This is a genomic window from Pararhodonellum marinum (assembly GCF_015354735.1).
Taxonomy (GTDB): domain Bacteria; phylum Bacteroidota; class Bacteroidia; order Cytophagales; family Cyclobacteriaceae; genus Pararhodonellum; species Pararhodonellum marinum.
In genome coordinates, this window is record NZ_JACEFJ010000004.1 from 1 (window position 1) to 24773 (window position 24773).

Annotated in this window: 22 protein-coding genes; 17 read left to right on the forward strand and 5 right to left on the reverse strand. The window is 41.0% G+C overall.

The genetic code is table 11. The annotated features are described in order from the left end of the window. The 3 genes from H1A14_RS09280 to H1A14_RS09290 all read right to left on the reverse strand — a co-directional run. Window positions 1-1289: sodium:proton antiporter (locus H1A14_RS09280; RefSeq protein ID WP_194775980.1), on the reverse strand; the 1289-nt coding region annotated here is incomplete at its 3' end. 189 nt (window positions 1290-1478) lie between these two features. Next, the gene (locus H1A14_RS09285; RefSeq protein ID WP_194775981.1) at window positions 1479-2705 is read right to left on the reverse strand and encodes a Glu/Leu/Phe/Val dehydrogenase dimerization domain-containing protein; all 1227 of its coding nucleotides are present in this window, start codon (window positions 2703-2705) and stop codon (window positions 1479-1481) included. Between the two features lie 41 nt (window positions 2706-2746). Next, on the reverse strand, window positions 2747-3877 hold the full coding sequence (locus H1A14_RS09290; protein ID WP_194775982.1) for an anhydro-N-acetylmuramic acid kinase: 1131 nt from the start codon (window positions 3875-3877) through the stop codon (window positions 2747-2749). A gap of 267 nt (window positions 3878-4144) precedes the next feature. On the opposite strand from H1A14_RS09290, the gene H1A14_RS09295 reads away from it, so the two are divergent. From H1A14_RS09295 to H1A14_RS09345, 11 genes are all read left to right on the forward strand, one after another. Beyond that, complete coding sequence (locus H1A14_RS09295) at window positions 4145-5428, forward strand: hypothetical protein (RefSeq protein WP_194775983.1); 1284 nt, start codon at window positions 4145-4147, stop codon at window positions 5426-5428. A gap of 11 nt (window positions 5429-5439) precedes the next feature. Beyond that, window positions 5440-6741 carry a tetratricopeptide repeat protein gene (locus tag H1A14_RS09300; protein ID WP_194775984.1) on the forward strand — a complete coding sequence of 434 codons (1302 nt, stop codon included), beginning with the start codon at window positions 5440-5442 and terminating at the stop codon, window positions 6739-6741. 147 nt (window positions 6742-6888) lie between these two features. Then, window positions 6889-7443 carry an LPS export ABC transporter periplasmic protein LptC gene (lptC, locus tag H1A14_RS09305; RefSeq protein WP_194775985.1) on the forward strand — a complete coding sequence of 185 codons (555 nt, stop codon included), beginning with the start codon at window positions 6889-6891 and terminating at the stop codon, window positions 7441-7443. A 217-nt stretch (window positions 7444-7660) separates the two neighbouring features. After that, a complete protein-coding gene (locus tag H1A14_RS09310; RefSeq protein WP_194775986.1) occupies window positions 7661-8950 on the forward strand; it encodes a hemolysin family protein in 1290 nt (429 codons plus the stop codon). A 73-nt stretch (window positions 8951-9023) separates the two neighbouring features. Further along, entirely contained in the window at window positions 9024-11132 is a 2109-nt protein-coding gene (locus tag H1A14_RS09315) for a peptidylprolyl isomerase (protein WP_194775987.1), read from the forward strand. 109 nt (window positions 11133-11241) lie between these two features. Then, complete coding sequence (locus H1A14_RS09320; RefSeq protein WP_194775988.1) at window positions 11242-11508, forward strand: DUF493 family protein; 267 nt, start codon at window positions 11242-11244, stop codon at window positions 11506-11508. Between the two features lie 11 nt (window positions 11509-11519). Continuing rightward, a complete protein-coding gene (locus H1A14_RS09325) occupies window positions 11520-11747 on the forward strand; it encodes a 4a-hydroxytetrahydrobiopterin dehydratase (RefSeq protein ID WP_194775989.1) in 228 nt (75 codons plus the stop codon). A gap of 2 nt (window positions 11748-11749) precedes the next feature. Beyond that, on the forward strand, window positions 11750-12445 hold the full coding sequence (gene rsmI / locus H1A14_RS09330) for a 16S rRNA (cytidine(1402)-2'-O)-methyltransferase (RefSeq protein WP_194775990.1): 696 nt from the start codon (window positions 11750-11752) through the stop codon (window positions 12443-12445). A 2-nt stretch (window positions 12446-12447) separates the two neighbouring features. After that, entirely contained in the window at window positions 12448-13245 is a 798-nt protein-coding gene (locus H1A14_RS09335; RefSeq protein WP_194775991.1) for an inositol monophosphatase family protein, read from the forward strand. Between the two features lie 237 nt (window positions 13246-13482). Then, window positions 13483-14097: an NADPH-dependent F420 reductase gene (locus tag H1A14_RS09340; RefSeq protein ID WP_194775992.1), complete on the forward strand. Its 615-nt coding sequence runs from the start codon at window positions 13483-13485 to the stop codon at window positions 14095-14097. A 462-nt stretch (window positions 14098-14559) separates the two neighbouring features. Beyond that, window positions 14560-17556 carry an AsmA-like C-terminal region-containing protein gene (locus H1A14_RS09345; RefSeq protein ID WP_194775993.1) on the forward strand — a complete coding sequence of 999 codons (2997 nt, stop codon included), beginning with the start codon at window positions 14560-14562 and terminating at the stop codon, window positions 17554-17556. A gap of 2 nt (window positions 17557-17558) precedes the next feature. On the opposite strand, the gene H1A14_RS09350 is transcribed toward H1A14_RS09345, so the two are convergent. Continuing rightward, window positions 17559-18464, reverse strand: a complete 906-nt coding sequence (locus H1A14_RS09350; protein ID WP_194775994.1) for an AEC family transporter — start codon at window positions 18462-18464, stop codon at window positions 17559-17561. A gap of 119 nt (window positions 18465-18583) precedes the next feature. Here H1A14_RS09350 and H1A14_RS09355 point away from each other — a divergent pair, with 119 nt between their 5' ends. Further along, a complete protein-coding gene (locus H1A14_RS09355; protein WP_194775995.1) occupies window positions 18584-18814 on the forward strand; it encodes a hypothetical protein in 231 nt (76 codons plus the stop codon). On the opposite strand, the gene H1A14_RS09360 is transcribed toward H1A14_RS09355, so the two are convergent. Further along, complete coding sequence (locus H1A14_RS09360; protein ID WP_317174867.1) at window positions 18811-19122, reverse strand: UDP-glucuronosyltransferase; 312 nt, start codon at window positions 19120-19122, stop codon at window positions 18811-18813. The two genes, H1A14_RS09355 and H1A14_RS09360, sit on opposite strands and share 4 nt — an antisense overlap. A 206-nt stretch (window positions 19123-19328) precedes the next feature. Between H1A14_RS09360 and H1A14_RS09365 the strand changes: the two genes are divergently transcribed. The 5 genes from H1A14_RS09365 to rpiB all read left to right on the forward strand — a co-directional run bounded on the left by H1A14_RS09365 (window position 19329) and on the right by rpiB (window position 24757). Further along, a complete protein-coding gene (locus tag H1A14_RS09365; protein WP_228527706.1) occupies window positions 19329-19694 on the forward strand; it encodes a hypothetical protein in 366 nt (121 codons plus the stop codon). A 67-nt stretch (window positions 19695-19761) separates the two neighbouring features. Then, window positions 19762-22029, forward strand: coding sequence for a TonB-dependent receptor (locus H1A14_RS09370; protein WP_194775997.1), 2268 nt, complete (start codon window positions 19762-19764; stop codon window positions 22027-22029). A gap of 157 nt (window positions 22030-22186) precedes the next feature. Continuing rightward, window positions 22187-23455: a serine hydroxymethyltransferase gene (gene glyA, locus H1A14_RS09375; protein ID WP_194775998.1), complete on the forward strand. Its 1269-nt coding sequence runs from the start codon at window positions 22187-22189 to the stop codon at window positions 23453-23455. Window positions 23456-23469: 14 nt separating this feature from the next. Beyond that, on the forward strand, window positions 23470-24306 hold the full coding sequence (tatC, locus tag H1A14_RS09380; RefSeq protein ID WP_194775999.1) for a twin-arginine translocase subunit TatC: 837 nt from the start codon (window positions 23470-23472) through the stop codon (window positions 24304-24306). A gap of 13 nt (window positions 24307-24319) precedes the next feature. Then, complete coding sequence (gene rpiB, locus H1A14_RS09385; RefSeq protein ID WP_194776000.1) at window positions 24320-24757, forward strand: ribose 5-phosphate isomerase B; 438 nt, start codon at window positions 24320-24322, stop codon at window positions 24755-24757. Window positions 24758-24773: the final 16 nt, after the last annotated feature.

Below are 24773 nucleotides of genomic sequence, written 5' to 3' on the forward strand. Positions count from 1 at the left end.
TCTTCATAATTGTTTAGGGCAAAATTGCGGACACTCTCTACGTTATTGATGTCTGCCCCTTGGGACCCCATGGCCGCGGCTAGAAAATTCAGGTAGGTTGGGGCATTGTCCAGAAATCCAGAAAGTACCCCTGTTCCCCAATACAAAGTATTGTGGGTAATCAATGCAGCACCTTCGGGAGACTTGGCAAAATTCCCCACCAACTCCAAGGCAGGCATCATGGTACCAAAAATGCCCACAAAAATAAATGCCACTTCCCTGATGGGTTCGAAGTTGAATTCATTGCCTGAAAGGGCTTTTTTATCTGCAAACCGGAAAGAAAGGTAAGCCACTGAAAGCATGATGATTTCCCTTAGGAACGAAAACTTTTGGCCGTCGTAATGAATAGCAGGTACCCATTCGATGACATTGGGATCCAAGAATACAGAACATATTATGACCAGCAGCCAAAGAAAGTTTTTACTTCCAATCATGGAAAATTTGTTGGTGAATTTCACCTCTTCTATCATTTCATGGTCATTGGCCCGGCCAAACCGCTGATCAATAAAGTAAAAAATGATGGACAAGATGATGAGGGCCAGTAACCATGCTGGCCAATTGTACTCCAAGGTCCAGAAAAACGGGATGCCTTTGAGGAAACCCAAAAACAGAGGGGGATCCCCTATTGGTGTTAGAGATCCACCGATATTACTGACCATAAAGATGAAAAAGATGATGTGATAGGCCTGTATGTTGTGGCCATTTAAACGGATAAAAGGGCGAATCAATAACATGGATGCACCAGTTGTCCCTATCAAATTGGAAATCAAAGCCCCTACCATAAGTAAGCCGACATTGGCCATTGGGGTGGATTCTTTGTCAATTTCTATTAAAATCCCTCCTGAGGCAATGTACAGGGAAGCCAGCAATGCAATAAACTGTACATACTCCGCCAGAGCATGAACGGGAGCATGTACGTTGTGCAGCACAAAAAGGTAAAACAAAACAACAATGACAGCTAGTCCAACGGCGATTTTGGGATAATGATGGTGCCAGAAATGTTCATAAAACAACGGACCCGTAGCAATCATCAGCAAAAGAACAACAAAGGGGATAACCAACCATCCAGGGGCCACAGCATGATGTTCTCCATGATCATCCAGTTCCAAAGGGGGTACACCAACCTCAGCATGCTGGCCTGTAGGATTTTGAAATGCCAATTGCTTTTCTTGATGGGCTTGAACTTTGGGGATATACGAGAATACCCCCATACCAACAAAAAGTATAAAAGCGAAAAGAAAGTATTTCATCCTGAATTTTTTGGCTATTTTTCTCGGCGGTAAGAAGTACTGGGCTTTAAGAAAAGTCCTAGTCAAGCAGGAATTTAAGAAATAAATTTTGGTTAAATACCTATTTCAGGGAGAATTACACTAAAAAAATCCATCTGTTGGATGAAAACGATTGTAAATCAAGACCATCCAACAGATGAAGACAATCTGCTATATCAATTGTTTCAATGCAATCTCAAAAGAACTTTGCGCCAATCGGGTTTTTTGGGGATTTATCTCGTGTGTTTTTTTCAACGCTTTGGCAATGGTTCGGCTGACATCTTTGAAGATAGCATCATCCGTAAGCTCGGCTTTGTTGGACATCAAATGGGCAAAGACCCTTGCCATGCCACAATTGGCGACAAAATCGGGAATAATAGACACCTTTTCATCGGCGTAAACGCCAGTGGGACCAAAAAATATTTCGGGATCATTGAAGGGGACATTGGCGCCGCAGGAAATTACCTCGAGGCCTGACTGACACATTCTCTCTACCTGATCTTTATTGATCAACCTTGAGGCTGCAGCAGGAATGAAAATCTCATGTTGAATATCCCAAATCCTTGCATCGACTTCTTCAAAGGGAATGACCTGATCTGCGACTAAAAGATTACTTTCTCGGTTCAGAAACAGATTACGTACTTCATCCAAAGTAAAGCCCTCTTCCTTGATGAGCCCGCCTTCTCGGTCGATTATTCCCACCACCTTTACACCCTCTACTGCCAAAAAGCAGGCGGCAGCTGAACCCACATTTCCCCAACCTTGAATGATGGCTTTCTTTCCTCTTATTTTACCTCCCCATATCTTGTAATAATGCTTCACTGCTTCCGCGACTCCAAATCCAGTGATCATATCCGCAACTGTATACTTTTTTGGACCATTGGGAGTGTAAAGTGGATCTTCAAGCACTTTGGAAACCCCTTGACGCAATTGACCTATTTTTCGGATTTTCTGGGGTTCAGTAGCATGAAAATGTCCGTTGACGATCCCCTCTTGAGGATGCCAAAGGCCATAAGATTCAGTGATTGGAATGACTTCATAGATTTCGTCAATGTTAAGGTCGCCTCCGGTTCCATAATAGTTTTTGAGCAATGGCATCACTGCTCTGTACCACCTTTTTAAGACTGCATCTTTTCTGGGATCGTTAGGATCAAAATTGATTCCTGATTTGGCACCTCCAATTGGAGGACCGGAAACGGTAAACTTCACTTCCATGGTCTTGGCCAAGGATTCTACCTCGCGCTTATCCAGCCCTTTTCTCATCCGCGTACCTCCGCCAGCAGCACCTCCTCTGAGCGAATTGATAACCACCCAACCTTCTGCCTCCGACTCACTGTCACTCCATTCAAAAACGATTTCAGGCTGTTTATTCTCAAATTTCTTCAACAATTCTTTCATATATTTACATTTGGGTTTATTAAAAGGCAAAAATAGTAAAATTAATGGGATTTGATCGGGCCTGAATGTGAAACCTCTAAGGTCATATTTTCTCCTAGTCCATACATTGTTCCTCCGCAACTGTCTCTTTTTGCTCCAGTTACAGATGCCAGGCAATTGTTTTCTCCCCGTAATCGCAAAACCCCCAAAAAAGCAAACACAATTGCTTCCTTAAACTCGATCAGCTCAGGAGATGCATCGACTATGGTTACCTTTCCTTTCAGATTTTGGGCCAAGGATTCCATAAAAAACCGATGATAGGCTCCGCCTCCTGTTGCTAACAGTTTTTTACTCTCCGAACCGTTCAGGTGGGAAAGAATTACATTGGAAATTTGTCCGGCGTAGTGATTGACTATAGTGAACAAAATATCCTCTTCAGGGTCATTAAGGTTATTCAATAAAGGGAAAAAATCCTTTTCGAGGTCTTCTCTTCCCAAGGATTTGGCTCCTTTTTGTGTGTAAAAAGGAACACTGTCCAAAGCTTTCAAAAATTCAGGGATTAATTTTCCTGATCTAGCCAACTTTCCTCCGTCATCAAATGGTAAACCAATTTTTTGGATAACACGATTGAGCAAAAGGTTAAAAGGACAGATATCAAACGCTTTTCTTTCTCCCGATACCTCCATGCTGATGTTACAAATGCCCCCTAGGTTAAGGCAAAAGTCCATGTCTGCAAAAAGCAACCGGTCTCCTACGGGAACCAAAGGGGCCCCTTGGCCACCTAGTGCGATGTCCAAATTTCTGAAATCATTGATAACCGGAATGCCACTTGCAATGAGCATGTCCCAACCATTGCCTATCTGAAGACTTGTTCTGTTTTGAGGCTGGTGAAATACCGTATGTCCGTGAGAAGCTATAGCCAAAGGGTTCAGGCTTTCGGATGTGCAAAAGTAATGAACTTGCTCACCCATCCATTTTCCAAAATCCCGGTCCAAAATAGCCAAATCCGCTCCGTTAAGCACATGCGCTTGGTTAAGTTTTTCTCCTAATTTTTCAGGGAATAGGGAGGTTTTGGATTTGATCAAGCGATGGGACCAATGGCTGCCAAAGTTGAATTCACAACAGGCCATATCAAGGCCATCTCCGGATGTGCCCGACATAAGGCCGAGCATTTGATAGCTGTTTCGAGACATTTGAGGTTAAATTTTGTTAAATAGGAAGGCTTAAAGTTAAAATTATTAATGTGAAGATTAGGACACTTTTTAATTTACCTAATTTAGAATTTCCCTTTGAGCGATTCTTCCTGAAGAAAAATGGATCAGATGGGGTGAAAAAAAGCAGGAAGGTCAAGTATCATTTTGAGGAGTGGTTTCAAAATTCTTTGAAACCTTAACAAAAGACCTCATATTTGTACTCCCTAATTCGGACCTGCTTGGGCTGAATAGAACATTAAACTTACAATGTCCATAACAAACAAAGTACGATTTCTTGCCATTTTCTTAGGCTTATTGATATATCAGAGCGGTTTTTCTCAAACAAGCACATCTACATACAGTGTATTGGGCTTGGGTGAATTTGATTACTCCGGCTTTACCCACAACCAAGGTATGGGAGGTTTAGGAATAAGCTTTGGTGATCTTTATAACATAAACCATGTCAATCCTGCCTTGACGGTAAAGAATGCAATATTTAATTTTCAGACCGCCCTCAATTATCAAAGAATCAATGCATCCACTACAAATTCCAGAGCACTTGTGGATGGTGGAGGGCTCAATTATGTGGCCATGTCTCTGCCGGTTCAAGCAGGGAAATGGAGTTTGGGATTAGGCCTTACCCCGCTTACTTCAGTCAATTACAGTTTCTCTCTGTTGGGCAATGTAGAAAATTCCGAATTAAATTCCGTTAATCGGGTGGAGGGGGAAGGAGGGATTACGGAGGCTTACCTTACATCCGGTATACAGGTGATGAAAAACCTAAGCCTTGGATTCCACGGAGGATACTTGTTTGGTTCAACCATCAGAACCAACCAATTGACACTACTAGACCCAGAGGGGTTTCCGACGGGGTCAATCTCTGAATATTTTGAACGATTCACCGTAAGTGACATCACCTTCAAAACAGGCTTATATTATTCAGGAAAACTGAAGGATCAATCTTATTTGAATATAGGAGCCATTTATCAAATGTATGGAGACATAAATGGTAATGCTTATGCAAAAATTGCAGATTTTGGCAATGCAAGCAACCCGACCAGGCCCGGTGATATTTTGATTGACAATGAAAAAAGGACAATTTTTATACCTAATAAAGCAGGTTTTGGGATATCTTACGAAAAAATCAATAAATTTGTAATCGGTCTAGAAGCTCAGCAACAGGATTTTACGTCGTTTAGAAATATTGAGGGAGGATCAGAGCAATTAGGCCAGGCCTTCAAGGTAGGTTTGGGAGGCCAATACATACCGGATCTGTTTTCTATAGATAATATTCTTGCTAGAACAAGGTACAGATTGGGCCTAGAATATATCCAGACCCCTTACTCTGTGAATGGAACACAGGTTAATGATATTGGCATCAATTTTGGAGCTTCCGTTCCTGTGAACAACTTATCACTCATGAATGTGGCTGTAAAATTGGGAACACGTGGAACAAGAGAAAATGGTTTAGTTAGAGAGGATTATTTCAGAATTTCACTCGGCTTCTCCATCAATGACAACACATGGTTTTATAAACGAGTATTTGAATAACTTACACGAAGATGAAAGCAAAAATTACATTACTAGGATTGTTATCCTTCGCAATTCTTGGCGTCACCCAAGCCCAGGATAATTGGAAATGGCCTGAGGATCCTCAGATGGAGGCCAGAGCCAGAGAGTACAATGCAGCCTATACAGATTACATGAAGGCAGAGCAGTTTATCGCTGCTACCAAGCCGCTTCACTGGCTTTACCAAAATGCACCGAATCTCAATGAGTCATTGTATATCAATGGGGTCAAAATTTATGAAGGTGCAGCTGAAGAAGTGGATGATAAAACCAAGCAAAGAGTTTATCATGATTCGATATTTTCCATCTACGAAAAAAGGGAAGAGCTGTATGAAAATCAGGAAAAATGGATAGAAAATAAAGCCTATTATGGTTATAAATTCTATAAGGATGATAAAACCAAGTTAGCGGAGGCTTTGGAAAACTACAATAAAGCATTCGAAATCCATGGGACCATCTCCCCCAATCAGACCGCTGCTTATTTTGATTTGGTCAGAAGGCATTTTTTATTAAACAAGGGGTATCAACCAGAAGAAGTTTTGGAGATTCATACCAAAATCAATGATTTGTTGGATAAAGCAGAGGAGTCTGGACAGGATGTTTCCACACCCAAATCAAATGTAGAGGCATTGTTGGTCGCCATGGAATTGATAGACTGTGATTTCATTGAAAATACTTTGGGAACCAAATTAAGGGAAGACCCTACCAATATGAAAATGGCCCAACAGGTATTTCAATATTCCCTGAAATATAAATGTACTTCATCACCTGCGTTTTTATCGGCCTTGGAGATTATAGATAACGAAGACCCTACATTTTCGACTTCTCAAGTAAGGGCAATTCGTTACATGCAAAACAAAGAGTATGAAAAGGCACAACCCATTTTGGAAAAAGCTTTGACATTAGCCAAAGATGACGCTCAGAAGAGTGAAGTCCATCTTGATTTGGCAAAAGTACATGCCAATCTCGGAAGAAAAGGTGCAGCTAGAACAGCCGCAAGGACTGCAGCTGAACTCAATTCTGAGAATGCAGGTACAGCTTGGTCATTGATTGGAGGCTTATATATGTCTTCAACCAACGATTGCCGACAAGGACAATCCAGAGTAAAAGATTATTCCATCTATATTGCTGCTTATGATGCCTTTAGAAGGGCAGGAGATAACTCTGGCATGTCAAACGCCCGTTCTAGATTCCCTTCCAAAGAGGAATTGTTTACCGAAGGATACCAAGTAGGTGACACCCTGAATACCGGTTGTTGGATAGCAGAAAACGTTACTTTGGCAACAAGGGATTAAAATTGTCTAAATAATAACAGTCAAAAACGGGCCTCGGTCCGTTTTTTTTATGATTTGATCTGCATGGGGACATTTCATAAATTGTAGTTATCTTTGCAGCTTAAACCCATTTGAGGTCTGCCGTGATTTAAGGCATTTAGTACCGACATGATAAAATCAGGTCATTTAATTTATTCATCTTGGCTATTTGTCATTTTGTTCTTGTTCTTTGCTTGCAGAGAAGATGTGGACACAAGTCAACTTGCTAACTATGAAGGTCCGATGAGGGTCAGCTACAATATAGAATTGTTTCACAGCGATTCGGCCATCGTTCGGACCAAGCTTACAGCTGACAAGCAGCTACAATTTGAGAATGAAGACATGGAATTTCCAGAGGGGATTCTGATTCATTTTTTTGAACCTGATGGGCAGCTTAGTACGACCATTAGAGCAGATCGGGGATTCTACACCAGAAAAACCAATGAATATAGGGGAGAAGGGGATGTCCGAGTTCATAATCTGATCAAAAACCAAAAACTTTCCTCAGAAGAATTATTTTGGGATCCTGGCAAAGAGCGTATTTATACAGATAAATTTGTTACGGTGGAAGAAAGGGGAAGAATCATCAACGGAACCGGTATGGAAGCCGATCAGAATTTCTCCAATTATAAAGTATTTAAAATAGTGGACAGCAGAATTCCTTTGCCGGGAGAAGATTTGTAAGTATGAAAATTGCCAACATCATTCTGTTGTTTTTATCTGCGGCCTTATTCGTGGTCGGGGCACACTTGACAATCAGCCAAGGGATCATGGTGGCATATCCGTTATTGATGTTTGCTGTGGCAGTTTTGTTTTGGTATCAATATCGGAATAAATCTGCCAAACCGAAAAAACAGAATGGCCCTAATCAGAAAAAGAAACAACCTAAAATGAAGCGATAATGGAGATAAGTTACTTTATTTTGGTTATTGCTGCACTGATGCTGTCGGCTCTTTTCTCTGGGATGGAGATTGCCTTTATTTCTGCAAATCGATTACAGATCGAGCTTCAGAACAAACAGGGTGCATTTTCAGCCCGAATTTTATCCATATTTGTCAAAAATCCTGGCCATTTTATTGGAACTACATTGTTGGGAAACACAGTTTCTTTGGTGATATATGGTACCTTCATGGCCTTTCTTTTGGAACCATTCATACAATGGTCCCTTCCAGACCAATTCAATAGTCAAGCCAGCGTACTGATTATTCAAACCCTTATTTCCACTTTTGTGGTCTTATTAACAGCCGAATTTATTCCCAAGAGCATTTTCATGCTTAATCCAAATAGTCTTTTGGCTTTCTTCGCTGTACCCTTTATGGGGATCTATGCAATTTTATATCCTATTGTATGGTTGATTGTGAATATGTCAAGGTTCTTTATCACCAAGATATTGCGATTGGATTATAATGAGGACAAGCCTGTTTTCAAAATCACGGATCTCAATAGCTTTATTCAAGAAAATCTAACTATTGAGGGAGGTGAAGAAAAAGTACTTGACTTGGATACCAAAATCTTTGACAATGCGGTAGAGTTTAAAACCATCAGGGTTAGGGAATGTATGGTGCCGCGTACAGACATTGTTGCGATAGATATTGACGACAGTATAGAGGAATTAAAGGAATTGTTTTTGGAAAGCGGACATTCTAAAATCATCATTTACAGAGAAAGTATTGATGATGTCATTGGATACTGTCATCATTTGGAACTCTTCAAAAAACCAAAAAAAATCGAAGACATATTGACTCCTATTATTATCGTTCCCGAATCTGCCCTTGCCAATGAGTTGTTGGTTCAATTCATTTCTGAGAGGAAAAGCCTTGCTTTGGTGGTGGATGAATTTGGAGGGACAAGCGGTATCGTCAGTATGGAAGACATCATCGAAGAGATTTTTGGTGAAATTGAGGATGAATATGACAATGATGATTTGGTGGAACAGCGGATTTCTGAAACGGAATATCTTCTGAGCGCAAGACATGAGATTGATTACCTCAATGAAAAATACAATTGGGACCTTCCGATTGGAGACTTTGAAACCTTGGCTGGTTTTATCCTATCCATTACAGAAGACATCCCAAGGAAAGGGCAGGTGGCCCAGTATGGTCCATTTACCTTTACGGTGGTGACCAAACAAGAACACCGCATCGATACAGTAAAAGTTAACATAAATTTCTCAACCAATTCCAACAAGTAATTTATTGAAGGCGATATAATTTTGAATTTAGCGCTAGATGTAATTATTTTGCGACACTTCAAAAACTAGAAGAATGGCATTAATCAAAAAAATCAGACAGAGAACAGGTCTTGCAATAGGTGTTATTGCGGTAGGATTGATATTTTTCCTTGTAGGAGGGGATATATTAAGTCCCAATTCCACCCTTTTGGGTGGTCAATCCAATGTAGTGGGTGAGATAGCAGGTGAAAAGGTCACCTACGAAGAATACGTGAATGCCATTGAGCAATCCAAATTTTCATTTCAGCAAAATACAGGAAGAAACCCTTCAGAAAATGAATTAAACAGTCTGAGGGAACAAGCCTGGCAGGCTTTGATCGTTGACCGGGTATTTAAAGAGCAGTATGACAGACTTGGACTCACAGTTTCAGAAGCGGAATTGGTGGACATGGTTCAAGGGAAAAACATCATCGCCGAGTTAAGAAACCAATTGATCAATCCGGAAACCGGTGAATACGACAGGCAACAATTGATTGGATTTCTACAATCGCTTGAAAATGCCGGACCTGAACAGAGGGCCATGTGGGCACAACAGGAACAGCTGTTTGCCGATGCGAGGATGAGAATCAAATACGACAACTTATTGGCTACATCTGAATATGCTACAAGTGCTGAAGGTAGATTGGAGTACAAAGCTGAAAACAGTACCGCTGATGTAGAGCACCTTTTTATCCCATTTTATGCAATTCCTGATGGTGACATTACTGTAACTGATGATGAACTAAAAGCCTACATCAACAAAAACAAGGAAAAGTTCAAAGTAAGTAGCTCCAGGGATCTGGAGTTTATCAGTTTCAACCTTCATCCCAGTGCCGAAGATTCAGCAGCGGTGATCCAAGAAATTAACCGTTTGGTGGAAGAATTTCGGAATACGGATCAGGACTCTACTTTTGCGATTCGTTATTCTGAAGGCCAAAACCCATTCAGAACCATTCTTCCGGGAGATAATTTGCCAGTTGACTTTTCAACCAATGTGGAGGATCCTGAAATTGGGCAAGTGTATGGACCTTTCTTGACCAACAGATCCAGTTATGTAGCTTATAAAGTAACAAATATTTTTGATGGAACGCCAAGGATGAGGGCAAGCCACATTCTATTGGGAACAGAAGGTTACTCTGAGTCTGCCAAAGCAGAAGTAAAACTTCAAGCAGAGGAAATCCTGAATGAAGTGATCTCAACTGGAAATTTTGTTGCTGCAGCACAGCAGTATGGCCAAGATGGAACTGCCCAAAGGGGAGGAGATTTGGGTTGGTTTGCCAAAGCTGATTTTGTGGACGAGTTTGCCGAAGCGGCTTACGGTGCCAAATCAACGGGGATTATCAATAGGGTAATTGAAACAGAATATGGATACCATATCATCAATGTGACTGAGTTGCCCGTATCGAGGGCCTATAAATTGGCTGCAGTGGAATTGGAATTGGGCCCGAGTGATGCTACAAGAAATGATGTTTTTAGAAATGCCGATTACTTTGCAGCAAGTTCAGGTAATGCCAATGAATTCAGGTCTAATGCTGAAAAGGAAGGATATCGCATCCAGCAAGGCACTGGCCTGGCTCCAAATTCCAGATCCATTAATAACCTAACAGGTGCCAGAGAAATTGTGAGGTGGGCTTTTACAGACGCTTCAGTTGGGAAAGTGTCACAGGTGTTTGAATTGGATAATGCCTATGTGGTGGCTTTATTGACCAACGAAGAGGAGGAAGGTACTGCCACGCTGAATCAAGTCAGACCACAGGTATTGGAACAGGTAAGAAAGGATAAAAAAGCGGCCAAGATTGCCGAACAATTGCAGGGAAAATCTTCCTTAGAGGAAATGAAAAGCCTATTTGAAGAATCCGCATCTTTGGCAAACACACCCGATCTGAAATTAAGTGCCAGCGTGATACCAGGTATTGGATTTGCTCCTAGAGCAATTGGAGCAATATTCGGATTGAGTGAGGGTCAGATTTCCAAACCTATTCAAGAAGATGTAGGCGTGATCGTAGCCAAATTAAATAGTATCAACAAAGCCGGAGAAATTGGCGATTATTCAGGCTATCAAAGCCAAGTGGTTACCAACAGCTCCCAGCGAACAGCTTACATGGTTATGATGGCCTTGGAAGACCTAGCGGGAGTAAAGGACTACCGTTATAAGTTCTTTTAGACCTAAGGTCAAAATAGTTATACAAGACCCATTCTTATTTAAGGATGGGTTTTTTTATAGTTGCCAATTTTTTTTTATGTCTAGTGTTAAAAAGTTAAATTGAGCCATCATGAAAGAGTCATTTGACAAAGCGGCATTCAAGGCCAAACTGGAAGAACAAATGAGCTTCCCCGCCATGTATATGTTCAAATTCATTATTCCTACAGGTAAGGAAGAAGAGGTGTCACAACTCCTGCCCAACAACGAGATGAGTTTGAAACAGTCAGCTAAAGGGACTTACGTAAGTGCAACCATCAAAGCCATGATGCCCTCTAGCGAGTCAATCCTGGCAGTGTATGAAAGAGCGGCCAAAATAGAAGGAATTATTTCATTATAAATAGAAAGACCATGTGGAAGGAAGAAGACAATAAATTGAAGAAAACCTTTGAGTTTAAGAATTTTCAGGAAGCTTTTGCCTTCATGACTCGAGTTGCCTTTTTGGCTGAGGAGATGCAACATCATCCCAATTGGTCTAACGTATACAATAGTGTAGAAATAGCCTTGACTACACATGATGCTGGCAACGTAGTCACCGAAAAAGACCGTAAGCTGGCTAAAGCCATCGATGCCATTTAAGGATGACGTCAACGGTTGAACCTGAGAAGCCTGACCTATATTTGGTCCCTACTCCTATCGGTAACCTTCAGGACATTACCCTGCGAGCCATAGAGGTACTAAAATCCGCAGATATTTTGTTGGCTGAGGATACCCGCACTACAGGAAGGTTGCTAAAACACTTGGACATTCAGCGTCCACTTCAGAGTTACCACATTTTCAATGAACATAAAACGGTAGAGAAGTGGCTAAGTGCCATGAAGGAAGGCAAACAGGTGGCATTGGTCAGTGATGCAGGTACACCGGGGATATCTGACCCGGGGTTTCTGTTGGTTCGTGCCGCTAGGGAAGCCGGACTGATCGTTCATTGTTTGCCAGGTCCGACTGCATTTGTTCCAGCATTGGTCAACTCAGGATTGCCCAACGACCGGTTCGTTTTTGAAGGATTTTTGCCACACAAAAAAGGCAGAAAAACCCGGTTGGATTTCCTCAAAGAAGAAAACAGGACCATGGTTTTTTATGAATCACCCCATCGATTGATGAAAACACTTTTACAGTTTAAGGAGACCATGGGTGGGGACAGGATGGCCTGTGTTTCCCGTGAGTTGACTAAAATCTACGAAGAAAATATCAGGGGCACCCTTGATGAATTGATTGCCTATTATGAGGAAAATCCCATAAAAGGAGAAATAGTATTGACCCTATCAGGAAAAACATAATCATGAACTATCCACAAATTCTGGAAGAAACCAAGGCCGTTGCTATTAAAGCCGGTCTTTTTATTGAAAACGAACGTAAAAATTTTGATCTGCGGAATGTGGAACACAAAGGCTTCAATGACCTGGTTTCCTATGTTGACAAGGAAGCGGAGCAAATCATCGTGGATCAACTTTCAAAGATTCTTCCCGAGGCAGGTTTTATTACAGAAGAAGAAACAAGGAGCGATGTCAGTGATCGATTTAATTGGATCATTGATCCATTGGATGGTACCACCAATTTTATTCATGGTCTACCTATCTTCGCGGTAAGTATTGGCCTTCAGCATATGGATCAAATCATTCTTGGGGTAGTTTATGAGGTCAACACCCGAGCCTGCTACCATGCCTTGAAGGGAGATGGGGCTTATTGTAACCAAAACCGTATCTATGTAAGTCCAGCCCCAGATTTAAATTCCAGCCTGTTGGCCACAGGCTTCCCCTATTCAAGTTTTGGTAAAATTGATAGCTATCTCGCTGTGATGAAAAGCCTGATGCAAAAAACCCATGGACTGAGAAGATTAGGAAGTGCTGCCATGGATTTGTGTTATGTGGCAAGCGGCAAAGTGGATGGTTTTTTTGAGTACAATTTGAAACCATATGATGTTGCGGCCGGTCTTTTGATCGTTCAGGAAGCAGGAGGTCATATCACTGATTTTAAGGGGGGTAAAGACTACCTGTTCGGAGGAGAAATCATCGCTACCAATGGTGCCATCCATGGTGAATTGTTGGAGGAACTCAAAAATATTTGGAAATCAACTTGATGTTTTAAATCAACTTTTTCGAATTTCATATTTTCATTAATGTAATTCGTTCTGTCAAACGTAAAAAACACAAAAAATAATTTGGTAAAATGATCACTTTTGCTTAGTTTTCAGAACTTTATGGAATTTAGATAGAATCCAGACCATTTATTTGAAAGAATAAATAACCACCAGTAAAGTCTAAAAGGATTTTTGATTTCGTAAATAAAATTGAACGATAACCATAATGTTTTGAAGATGATAGTAGGAATTTTAGGCGGAACTAATTTGTCCATAGCCTTAGGAAATAGGCTAACCTCAAGAGGAGTTGATGTAATATATGGAGTGAGAGAGGATTTTGATTCCAATCTATTTGAATGGAAAATCCTCAGAAACCAAACCGGTAAAGTAGTAAGCTACTGCGAGGCCATACAGAAAGCTGAAATTGTGATGCTATGCTGTGAAAATGACCATCTGCCCCAAGTGGTCAATTGTATGGTGAAAAAAGAAAATAAGGATAAAATCATCATTGATTGTACCAACGGCCAATACTGCCCTGAATTAGGCTGTAATACGACTTATATTCAGAAGAAAGCGAAGCACAAGAAGATTTTTAAAGCCTTTAATAATTTGGGCTTGAATTACCCCCAATCTGACAATCTAGGAATGATTAAAGAGACTTATTTCTGTGGAGATGATCCACTGGATAAAATCAGGGTAAAAAGATTGATAGAATTCACCGGATTTAAGGCCATAGATGCTGGAAAACTAAAAAATGCCTTTTTATTGGAGGCATTCTACCATCTCAGAAATGAGATCATACACAGCTTACCAGGCGCAGGTGATTTTCATTTCAAGCTTTTGTCAGTATAATATTAAGTAGTGTTTAGGTTTAGGTTTTTTTTGGTTGAGTTCATTGTTTGATATACGATTATCGTAACTGTAGTTTTTTACAGGGATTTTTTTGCCACAGATGATATGGTCAGAACTAGGGAGAAGTTCAATGGCTGGTTATCTGTGGCTTTTTTTTATACAAATATCATCCTATCCCATTATTGAAATGTAAATCAGGATGAACCATTAATTGGGATGATATTTGCAATAAGATAAAGGAACTGAATCAAGTGCTATATTAAATCCGTATTAAATTTATTAACGATTGGAATTGTTAAAATTGAATATGGATATGCGCAATTTTGCCATCAGCCAAATTTTCTTTGCCCAACACCTCAATAAGTCTGTCTGACCAAGGCAGGCTTAATGGCAGGGTTTTAAAGAAAAAAGGGAGGCAAAGAATTGAGTAATCTAAAAATTGAAAGCCAAAACTATATCTCTATGAAAAAGGCAGTTATAATTATCCTGTCCGTACTTTTATTTTTAATTGTGGCCTTAGCAGCCATTCCGTTTTTTTTCAAAGACAAAATCATTGCTCGGGTCAACCAAGAAATAGCTTCTTCTGTCAACGCGGATGTCTTTTACGACATCGATAAAATCAGTTTAAGCGTTTTCAAAAGATTTCCAAACGTTTCTACTACCATTAGAGAATTTGGGATCAAAGGACATGAACCTTTTGAAAATGATACATTGATGTATGTCAATTCCCTTCAGGTAGACTTGAATCTTCGGTCAATTCTCTTCGGGGATCAACCGGAATTGACTGGTTTGCATCTGAATGGAGGAGAGATTTTTATCAAAGTGCTTGAAGATGGGCAAGCCAATTATGACATTGCCATCCCCTCGGATGAACCGGAAGCATCTGAAGTTTCTTCTTTTAATTTGGGGATCAATTTGATTGAAGTCAATGACCTGAATTTCGTTTATGACGATAGGCAACTTCAGTTTTTTTTAGGCTTAACTGATGTTTCTATGGTGGGAAGTGGAGATTTTTCTGCAGACGTGTATGATTTAGCGGCTGATGCCAAAGCAAATTTGGTGAGAATGGATTATGAAGGGGTAAACTATTTAAGCAACAAGCTTTTTACAGCCGATACCAAGATTAATGTAGACTTGGAGAATATGCAGTTCACTTTTGGCGACGGAAGTTTTGGATTGAATGATTTTTTCTTTGAAATGGATGGATTTATAAGTATGCCTGATGAAGATATTGTATTTGACCTTGACTTTCATGGAAGGGACAATACTTTTAAAAGTCTTCTATCTCTGATTCCAGGCATGTATACCGATAATTTTCGGGACATAAGGACTGACGGAAATATGGATTTTTCTGGTTTTGTCAAGGGTGTCTACACAGAGAATACACTTCCGGCGTTTCAGGTTGCCCTTCAAGTAAATGATGGGATGTTCCAATATCCGGATCTACCAAGGCCGGTAAGCGACATTAACCTAGACCTTTTGGTGAAAAACGAATCAGGAAATATAGACGATACACAGGTCAACATACCTACATTCAATTTAAACTTTGGTTCCAACCCTATTTCAGGAAGGCTATTGTTGGAAAATTTGCGAACCTATGACATGGATGGCCAATTGATTGGCAAGCTGAATTTGGAGGAGTTGACGTCAATATTCCCTATTCAAGGGACTGAGTTGCGGGGCTTGTTGGATGTCAATGCCTCTGCAAAGGGGCGCTATGATAGTGTAGCAAACATTATCCCGAGGGTGGATGCAAAATTGGCCTTAACCAATGGATATGTGAAAAGTAGTGAATACCCCGCCCCGATAGAAAAAATGAATGTTAGGGCAAACATCTTAAATACGACTGGAAACATGAATGATCTGGTGGTAAACCTGTCCGACTTTGGGTTTGAGTTGGAAGGAGAAAAAATAGAAGGGTTTCTGAAGGTAGCTGATCTTAAAGCATTGAATTGGGATGGAGCAGTTAAGGGATCACTTGATTTGGGTAAGATGGCCAAGATCATGAAAATGGATGAAGTCATTATGGAAGGCGCAATACTCGCGGACCTTACCTCCAAGGGCAGCTATGCAGATGTGGAGGCCAAAAGATACCAAAGGCTTGATACCAAAGGAATGGTCAGTATCAATGACTTCTATTATGCAGATAATGATTTACCTCAGGGAATTCGCATCAGAAAAGCAACCGGTAATTTCAATCCCCAAAATGTCAGCCTTACTGAATTTGATGCAAGATTTGGTAAGAGTCCGGTAACAGCAACTGGGGCCATAAGTAACTATATGCCTTATTTGTTTGAAGATAAAGAAGTTTTGAGGGGAAATTTAAATATCGAATCCAGCAGTTTTGATGTCAATGAGTGGTTGGTTGACTCTGGTGCACCTGCCGAAAATCAGCCCCTTCAAGTCATTGAATTGCCTAGAAACATTGATTTTACCATGACGGCAAAAGCCGATGAGGTGTTATATGACAAACTCGTCTTAAAAAACACGAGAGGTACTTTACTATTGAAGGACGGAGTCTTAACTTTTAGAGATGCTGCCATGTCAGCTATGGGAGGGACTGTTACCCTTGAAGGAAACTACAATACTCAAGACATTACCACTCCCACCTTTGATTTTAAATTGGGTCTTACGGCCTTGAGCATTCAAGAGGCTTTTAAATCTCTCAATACGGTTCAAGCCTTTGCGCCCATTGCGCAGCATGTCAATGGACAATTCACCACTAATTTTTCGCTTGCTGGAATTTTAGGACAGGACATGATGCCAGTATTATCAAGTTTGGATGGAAAAGGCTTGGTCAAAGTATTGGATGCCGCCTTGAAGGACAGTCCCATTATTAAGGGAATCACCTCCATGACCAGGCTTGAGGATTCGCAGACCCTCAATTTCAAAGACCTAAATCTCAACGTAGAAATTCAAAACGGGATGTTGAATGTCAAACCATTCGATGTTAGGCTTTGGGATTATCAAGCCAACATTCAAGGCAGCACAGGCTTTGATGGGCGGATCAATTATTTGGTCAATATGCAGGTTCCGGCAGGTAGATTCGGTAGCCAAGCCAATGCCATTTTGTCTACCCTTTCAGGTGATGGAGCCCGGGCTTCAACTGTTATCCCTGTTTCTTTAAACCTGGGAGGAACGTATCAAAACCCAACGATTGGTTTGGCGGGTGGAAATAGCATAGAAGCCTTGTTGACGAATGCATTGAGGTCTAGATTGTCTTCAGAACAACAGCAACTGCAACAACAAGTTACTGATGAATTCAGGGCAAAAGAAGACAGTTTAAAACAAGAACTTACAAGAAAAAGTCAGGTGGCTCAAGACAGTGTCAAAAAAGAAGCTGAAAAGCTGGTAGAACAAACCAAAGACAAGGCCGCAGACGAAGTCAAAAATATTTTAAAAGGAGTATTGGGTAGGCCAAAACCAACCAAACCAGATACCAGTTCCAAGGAAAACTAAGCTTAGCCAAGGAAAAGGTACCAGGCCCACAACGTAAAAAAAGACAGGGGGATTCCCACACCCACCAAAAGGGAGGCGAGTCTAGGATTAAGGTCGTGTGAAATGGCAATGATGGATCCTGTAATCATCGGGGCCATGGCGTTTTCCATTACTGTTACCTTAAGAAAATAGCCTTCCTGACTCAAAATTTTGGCATATATCACATAAACAACCATTGGAATTAAGAGCAGTTTATAGCCCAAGCCCATCCAGAGAAAACCAGACTTGATGGCCTTGGGCTCTATTTTGATTTGCAATCCGACAGAAATCAGTGCGATGGGTGTAAGGGTTTTAGCGAATGTTTCCAGAATTTTCATGATTGAACCCTCTGCTTCCCAACCTAAAAAATTCAAAATAAGCGCCAAGCCAAAAAAGGCAAATGGAGGAAAAGTAACTATCTTTTTTCCAATATCCCTTTTGCGTTTTTTCTCTATCCCGTAGATTGAAGCCACCACTATGGCAAGGCTGCTGACAATGATAAATGACCCTGCCTGATCAATCAATAGGGCAATCTTTAAGCCTTCTTCACCATACAAAGCATCGATAATTGGAAAACCGACAAACGAGGTATTCGCCAATCCAGCAGTAATGATCAAGCAACCTGTAGTGGATTTAGGCCATGAAAAAGTCTTTCCGAGGTAAGCAAATAAAACCCAGGAAAGAAAGAAACTCAAATAAGCAGAAAGTACCGGTAACAAGTAGGCCAACCCAAAATCAATTTTAGGCAGATAAAGAAGTGCCAAAGCAGGAAGGACCACATAAATCAGATACGCATTTAAACTTTTGGAGGCGTCTTTTGGAATTTCCTTTATCCCTTGTAAAAATATACCGATCAGCAAACTGATAATGATTAAAACAATGTTCTCCATTTGAGGTGTTTTTCTTCCATAGATTTTGTGTTTGTCAAATTTATTAACAAAATGGTAATTTACTATTCATCAATAGTTTAGATATTATTTTTTCATTTGTATAGCAATAAAATACAAACATGACAAAATTGATCCCCATATTGATCGAAGGCAAACCGGTGGTGCAGTTGGCGCAACTCACCATTGATCAGGCCAATGACTTAAGGAGTTGGTTGCCAATAAGCAGCATCAGGAACATGAAGCATCAGGGAATGGAATTAAAGGATTGTATTTCGTTTGAGACTTATGAATATTGGTTCAGAAGCAACCACATCCAAAGTTTCAATTACGAGACCATTTTGGACTTTTAAATTAAGCCAAAACCCTTTCTTTTTTCCTCGAAGTACTGCTTTAATTCCGGATAAATTAGGCTTTCTGCCTCCGGTATCCCGTACAATGTCCCCTGCATGTTACCATGGGATCCTGTCCGATCCACCTCCAAACATTCGATCAATAAAATCACCTCCTCTAAGGTTAAAGGAGTTTTCACTTTTTCTGGATTGATAATATACTCATTCCCGTAAAAGTCCACCACTTCAAAATGAATCCATCCGTCCAAGGCATTTGCATAAAGGCTAAGTTCCTCTCCCCATTGGCTTTCAGGATATTTTAATTTCACCAAAAGGGCAGTTGGATCATTTGGACCAAAATAGCTAGAGGGACGGAAATGGAAATTAACCATGCAGTAAATATAAAGGCTAAAATCTGAAATTTAAATTTAGACATATCTAAATAAATGTTTCGATTTAAAATAAAAAATAAAAAGGTATGTCAAAATTAAATTTTTTATTACTTTTACAATTCAAAGATTTGAACTAATCTGCCTTGGGAAAAATCCGTGCCATATTGCCCACTTTCAGCCACCTTTGCTTATTTCTGCTGTTAAGTGTGTTAGCAAATGGTACCATGTTTTCCCATTCGCATGAACTGGAGAATGGTCAAATCATCACACACGCCCACCCCATTCTTACAGACAATCACAAAGAATTGCCCGATCACGGTCATTCTGAATCAGAATTGATTTTGCTCCAATTGATTTCCCATGCCCAATTCTTGTATAAAGACAGCCTATTGTCTATTCCCTCATTGATTGGAGTGACGGATATTACATTTACTTCTGAAGTATCAGATGCAATTTTTCAAGAAATTCTATTTGGATTCGAACATCGTGGGCCCCCGGTGAGCGGTTGATTTCATCCATATATATCGGCTTTACAGTCGTTGTTTTTATTCTACATCAGCATCGTTTACAATAGTTATGAAATTTTATTTGGTAATATTTATTGCCCTGATTTCCAATGGCACTTGGGCCGATCAAAGTGGACTTTTGTCTGGAAAAGTTTTAGATAGACAAACCGATGAGCCTTTGATTGGGGTTACGGTTTTTGTTCCTGCATTAAACAGAGGTGTGGTAACTGGGATGGATGGTAGTTTTACAATCACGGATTTACCTCAACGACAGATAACAGTTCAGTTTTCATATGCTGGTTATGCCACCCAGATCATGGACATCAATGTTACTGCATCGGGCAATGTCATCACGGTGATTTTGGAAGAATCCACCACGACCATAGACGAAGTAGTTGTTTCTGGAGCTCATATCATGAGCAAGGAAAGTTCACCCATCTCCATAGAAAAAATCGCAAGGGATGATTTATTGAAAATGCCTTCCCCCAGCCTGATGAGCGCATTGACCAGAACGCCCGGCGTCAACGAAATTTCTCTTGGCCCAGGAATCAGCAAACCGGTCATCAGAGGACTTTCATTCAGTAGGGTACTTTCAGTGTACCAGGGAGGCAGGTTTGAAAACCAGCAATGGGGGGCCGACCATGGATTGGGATTGACTGAGACAGGCATAAGCACCATTGAATTGATAAAAGGCCCAGCTTCCATTATTTATGGATCTGGAGCTATGGCTGGAGCCATTCATCTGATCGAAGAAAGGGATGCGGCTAAAGGAGAAATTGAGGGAGAGTTAAACCTGAGGGGATACTCGAATTCTTTGGGTGGTCGTTCAGAAGCAGGTATCAAAGGCCATAGCGAAGACGGACTGATTTGGTCTGTCAGAGGGGCATTGGAATCTCATGCCGATTATTTGGATGGGGATGGCAATACGGTAGGCAATACACGGTTCAACACCCAAAATCTTAAAGCCGGTGTTGGACTTCAAAAAAAGTGGGGGGATACCCGTCTGCGTTATACTTATTTGCAGCAAAGACTGGGAATTTTGGAAGAGGATGAACTTGATGAATTGGTAACTTCCAGAAATGACCGTAACATGCAACTTCCATTTCAGGATGTAACCGATCATTTTATCAATTCCGAAACCAACGTTTTTATAGGGGAAGACCGACTGAAAGCGACCTTTGGGTATCATCTAAATTTCCGGGAAGAGATTGAAGGTGATTTTGATAAGGTTGATTTGGGATTGCAGCAAAGTAATTTTATATACGACTTAAAATATTTTAAGAATTTCAGCCCGGAACTGGAAGTTATTTTTGGACTGCAAGGATTTTACCTGCAAAACACCAATTATGAAAATGCAGAAGAAATACTTATTCCTGACGGAACAAAAGATGATCGGTCTTTTTATGCCCTTGTCAATTACAATAATGACAGATGGGTTTTTCAGGGAGGCTTAAGGTACGATTACAGAAATGTTGTGGCAGATGCAAGTGCACCCCATCTTATTGATTATGGTTTTATTTTACCGGGAGAACCATCTGACAGGCAATTGACAAGAAGCTTTGATGGCGTAACTACGAGTGGGGGAGTGACTTTTAGGCCCTCATCAGCATGGAGGTTTAGATTTAACGTCGCCCAGGGATTCCGGGCTCCGGACTTGGCGGAGCTTTTTTCCAATGGACCGCACCCTGGCACGAGTCGTTTTGAAAGAGGTGATGTGGGTTTTGTAAGAGAACAAAATGTTCAGACCGATTTTGGGATAAGGTTCCGACAAAAGGATTTTTCCCTATCGGGAGAAGTTTTTTACAACCATATCAACAATTATATTTTCTTCTCTCCCACAGAAGAAATGATGGATGATTTGAACGTTTGGGTTTTTGAGCAGGACAATGCCAGGTTGTATGGCGGTGAAATCGAGTTGGACTTTCACCCTGCTGCTACCAAATGGGTAACTGCCAACACTTCTTACAGCATGGTCATAGGGCAGCGAAGGTCTGATAATACTTTTTTACCCTATATCCCCGCTTTCCGCTGGAACCAAAGTGTTGACTTTAGGCTGAAGGGATCGGAGGGATTTCGCCAGCCTTACATCAGCCTGATAGGATCCCTCATCTTTGATCAAAATAGAGAAGCACCTTTGGAGGAACCTACTCCTGGGTATTATCTTTTGGGACTCAATGTGGGGGGAAGTTTGAAACTTGGGGCAAATTTTGTGGACGTGTATGTCAGTGGGTCCAACCTCTTGAATCAAACTTATCTAGACCACCTTTCGCTGTTCAGACCATTTGGAATTCACCAGATGGGAAGAAATATAGCCTTGAATGTGCGTATTCCTTTTTAAGAATACTTAAATCTCTCTTTGAATGGTAAAAAAGCATTGTAATTTCATGTTTAGGGTGCAGCTCATCATAATGAAGGAATAAGCTGAATATCATTTTACTTCAATTGGATAATAAGTTGTTTAGAACTAATTTTGAGCAACCTAATTGAAACACCCCATGAAAAGAGATCAGGTAATATTTGACCTAATAGATCAGGAAGAAAACAGACAAAAAACCGGAATAGAATTAATCGCCTCGGAAAACTTTACCAGCAAACAGGTAATGGAAGCAGCGGGAAGTGTGCTGACCAATAAATATGCTGAAGGTCTTCCCAACAAGCGATATTATGGGGGTTGTGAAGTAGTGGATAAAATTGAGCAATTGGCTATAGACAGGGCAAAAACCCTTTTTGGAGCTACTTGGGCGAATGTACAGCCCCATTCAGGAGCTCAAGCCAATGCGGCTGTTTTCCTGGCCTGTCTCAACGCAGGAGATGCTATATTGGGCTTCGATCTTGCCCATGGGGGCCACCTGACCCACGGTTCACCCGTCAATTTTTCAGGTAAGTTGTATTCCCCGCATTTTTACGGTGTAGAAGAAGAAACCGGATTGATTGATTACGATAAAGTAGAAGCCAAAGCACTGGAAGTAAATCCCAAACTGTTGATTTGTGGAGCGTCTGCCTATAGCAGGGACTGGGATTACGAAAGGCTCAGGAACATAGCCGATCAGGTGGGAGCGATACTATTGGCGGATATTTCTCACCCATCTGGACTGATAGCAAGAGGTTTGCTAAATGACCCCCTTGAATTCTGTCATGTAGTTACCACCACTACCCACAAGACTTTGAGAGGACCCAGAGGTGGACTGATTTTGATGAGAGAGGACTTTGACAATCCATTCGGAATCAAAACACCTAAAGGAGAGCTCAGAAAGATGTCTTCCTTGATGGACTCCGGGGTTTTCCCCGGTACACAAGGTGGTCCTTTGGAACACATCATCGCCGCCAAAGCCATTGCCTTTCAGGAAGCTTTGTCTGATCAATATATGGCCTACATCCTTCAGGTTAAGCAAAATGCCAGCGTAATGGCTGATGAATTTGTACAAAGAGGATATAAACTCATTTCTGGAGGCACAGACAATCACTTGATGCTGATTGACCTGCGGAACAAAGATCTGACCGGAAAAATTGCCGAGGAAACGTTGGGAAAAGTGGATATCACCATCAATAAAAATATGGTTCCATTCGATACGCGCTCCCCTTTTGTCACTTCAGGCATGCGTGTGGGTACAGCAGCTGTGACTACCAGGGGATTGAAAGAAGCGGATATGCGCAAAATTGTGGATTTGATAGATCAAGCTTTGGTCAACCATGATAGCGAGGATAAATTGGCCCAAATCAAAAATGAAGTTAATAGCTGGATGGTTAAATTCCCGCTTTATTAAACCAAAGACAATACGTGGCACTGGATCAATATAACGAGGAGGAAGAGGAAGAAGGCATGTCATTTTTGGACCATTTGGAGCAATTGCGCTGGCATTTGCTTAGGTCTATTGCGGCTGTTTTTGTCTTTTCTCTCATGGCCTTCCTCTCTAAAAGTTTTGTTTTTGGACAGGTTATTTTAGGCCCATCCAAGGTAGAGTTCGTAACCTATAGAACTTTATGTAAGCTCTCTGATTGGCTTTCTATCGAGGCCCTATGTATTGATCAGTTGCCCTTTATTATCCAAAGCCGGCAGATGACAGGCCAGTTTTCCATGCACCTTTCCTCAAGTTTGGTCATCGGTCTGATAGCCGCTTTTCCTTATTTGTTCTGGGAAATCTGGAGGTTCATTAGTCCCGGTCTGTACGACCAGGAAAGAAATGCTGCCAGAGGAGCAGTATTTTTCGTCAGTTTACTGTTCTTTTTGGGAGCGGCCTTTGGCTATTTTATCCTGGCACCTTTGTCTATCAATTTTTTATCCAATTATCAATTGGATCCTAGTATACTCAATGAATTTGATATTATATCGTATGTGTCTACCTTGACAATGCTGGTACTGGCCTCGGCCATTATGTTTCAGCTTCCGGTGGTGATCTATTTTCTTTCTATGTCAGGTTTGGTTACGGCCGCCATGTTGCGTTCTTACCGTAGACATGCCATTGTTTTCATTTTGATCATTGCTGCTGTCATCACTCCACCGGATGTGATCAGTCAGGTATTGATTGCCATGCCCATTTTAGTCCTATATGAAGCAGGGATCATGATAGCGAAGCGTTTAGAAAAAAGGAAGAAAAAAGAAGAATTGGAATATTAAATTATCTAAGGAAATGGCGAGATTAATTGCGATAGGAGGTGATCATGCAGGGTTTGCCTACAAAGAAAAAGTAAAGGTATTTTTGGAAAACAATGGGTTTGAAGTTAAGGACTTCGGGCCAGGTTCTGATGCCTCGGTAGATTATCCAGACTATGTACACCCTTTGTGCGAGGCCATAGAAAAGGGAGAAATGGCCACAGGAATTGTGATCTGCGGCAGTGGAAATGGAGTGGCCATCACCGCCAATAAACACCAAGGCATCAGAGCTGCCATTTGCTGGAATGAGGATTTGGCGGCACTTTCCAGACAGCACAATGATGCCAATGTGCTCGCTTTACCAGCAAGGTTCATCTCCTATGACCTTGCAGAGAAAATTGCCTCCATATTTCTGGAAACTGAATTTGAAGGTGGTCGCCACGCCACTAGGGTATCAAAAATTTCCTGCAAATAGTTCTTCTGGCATTAAA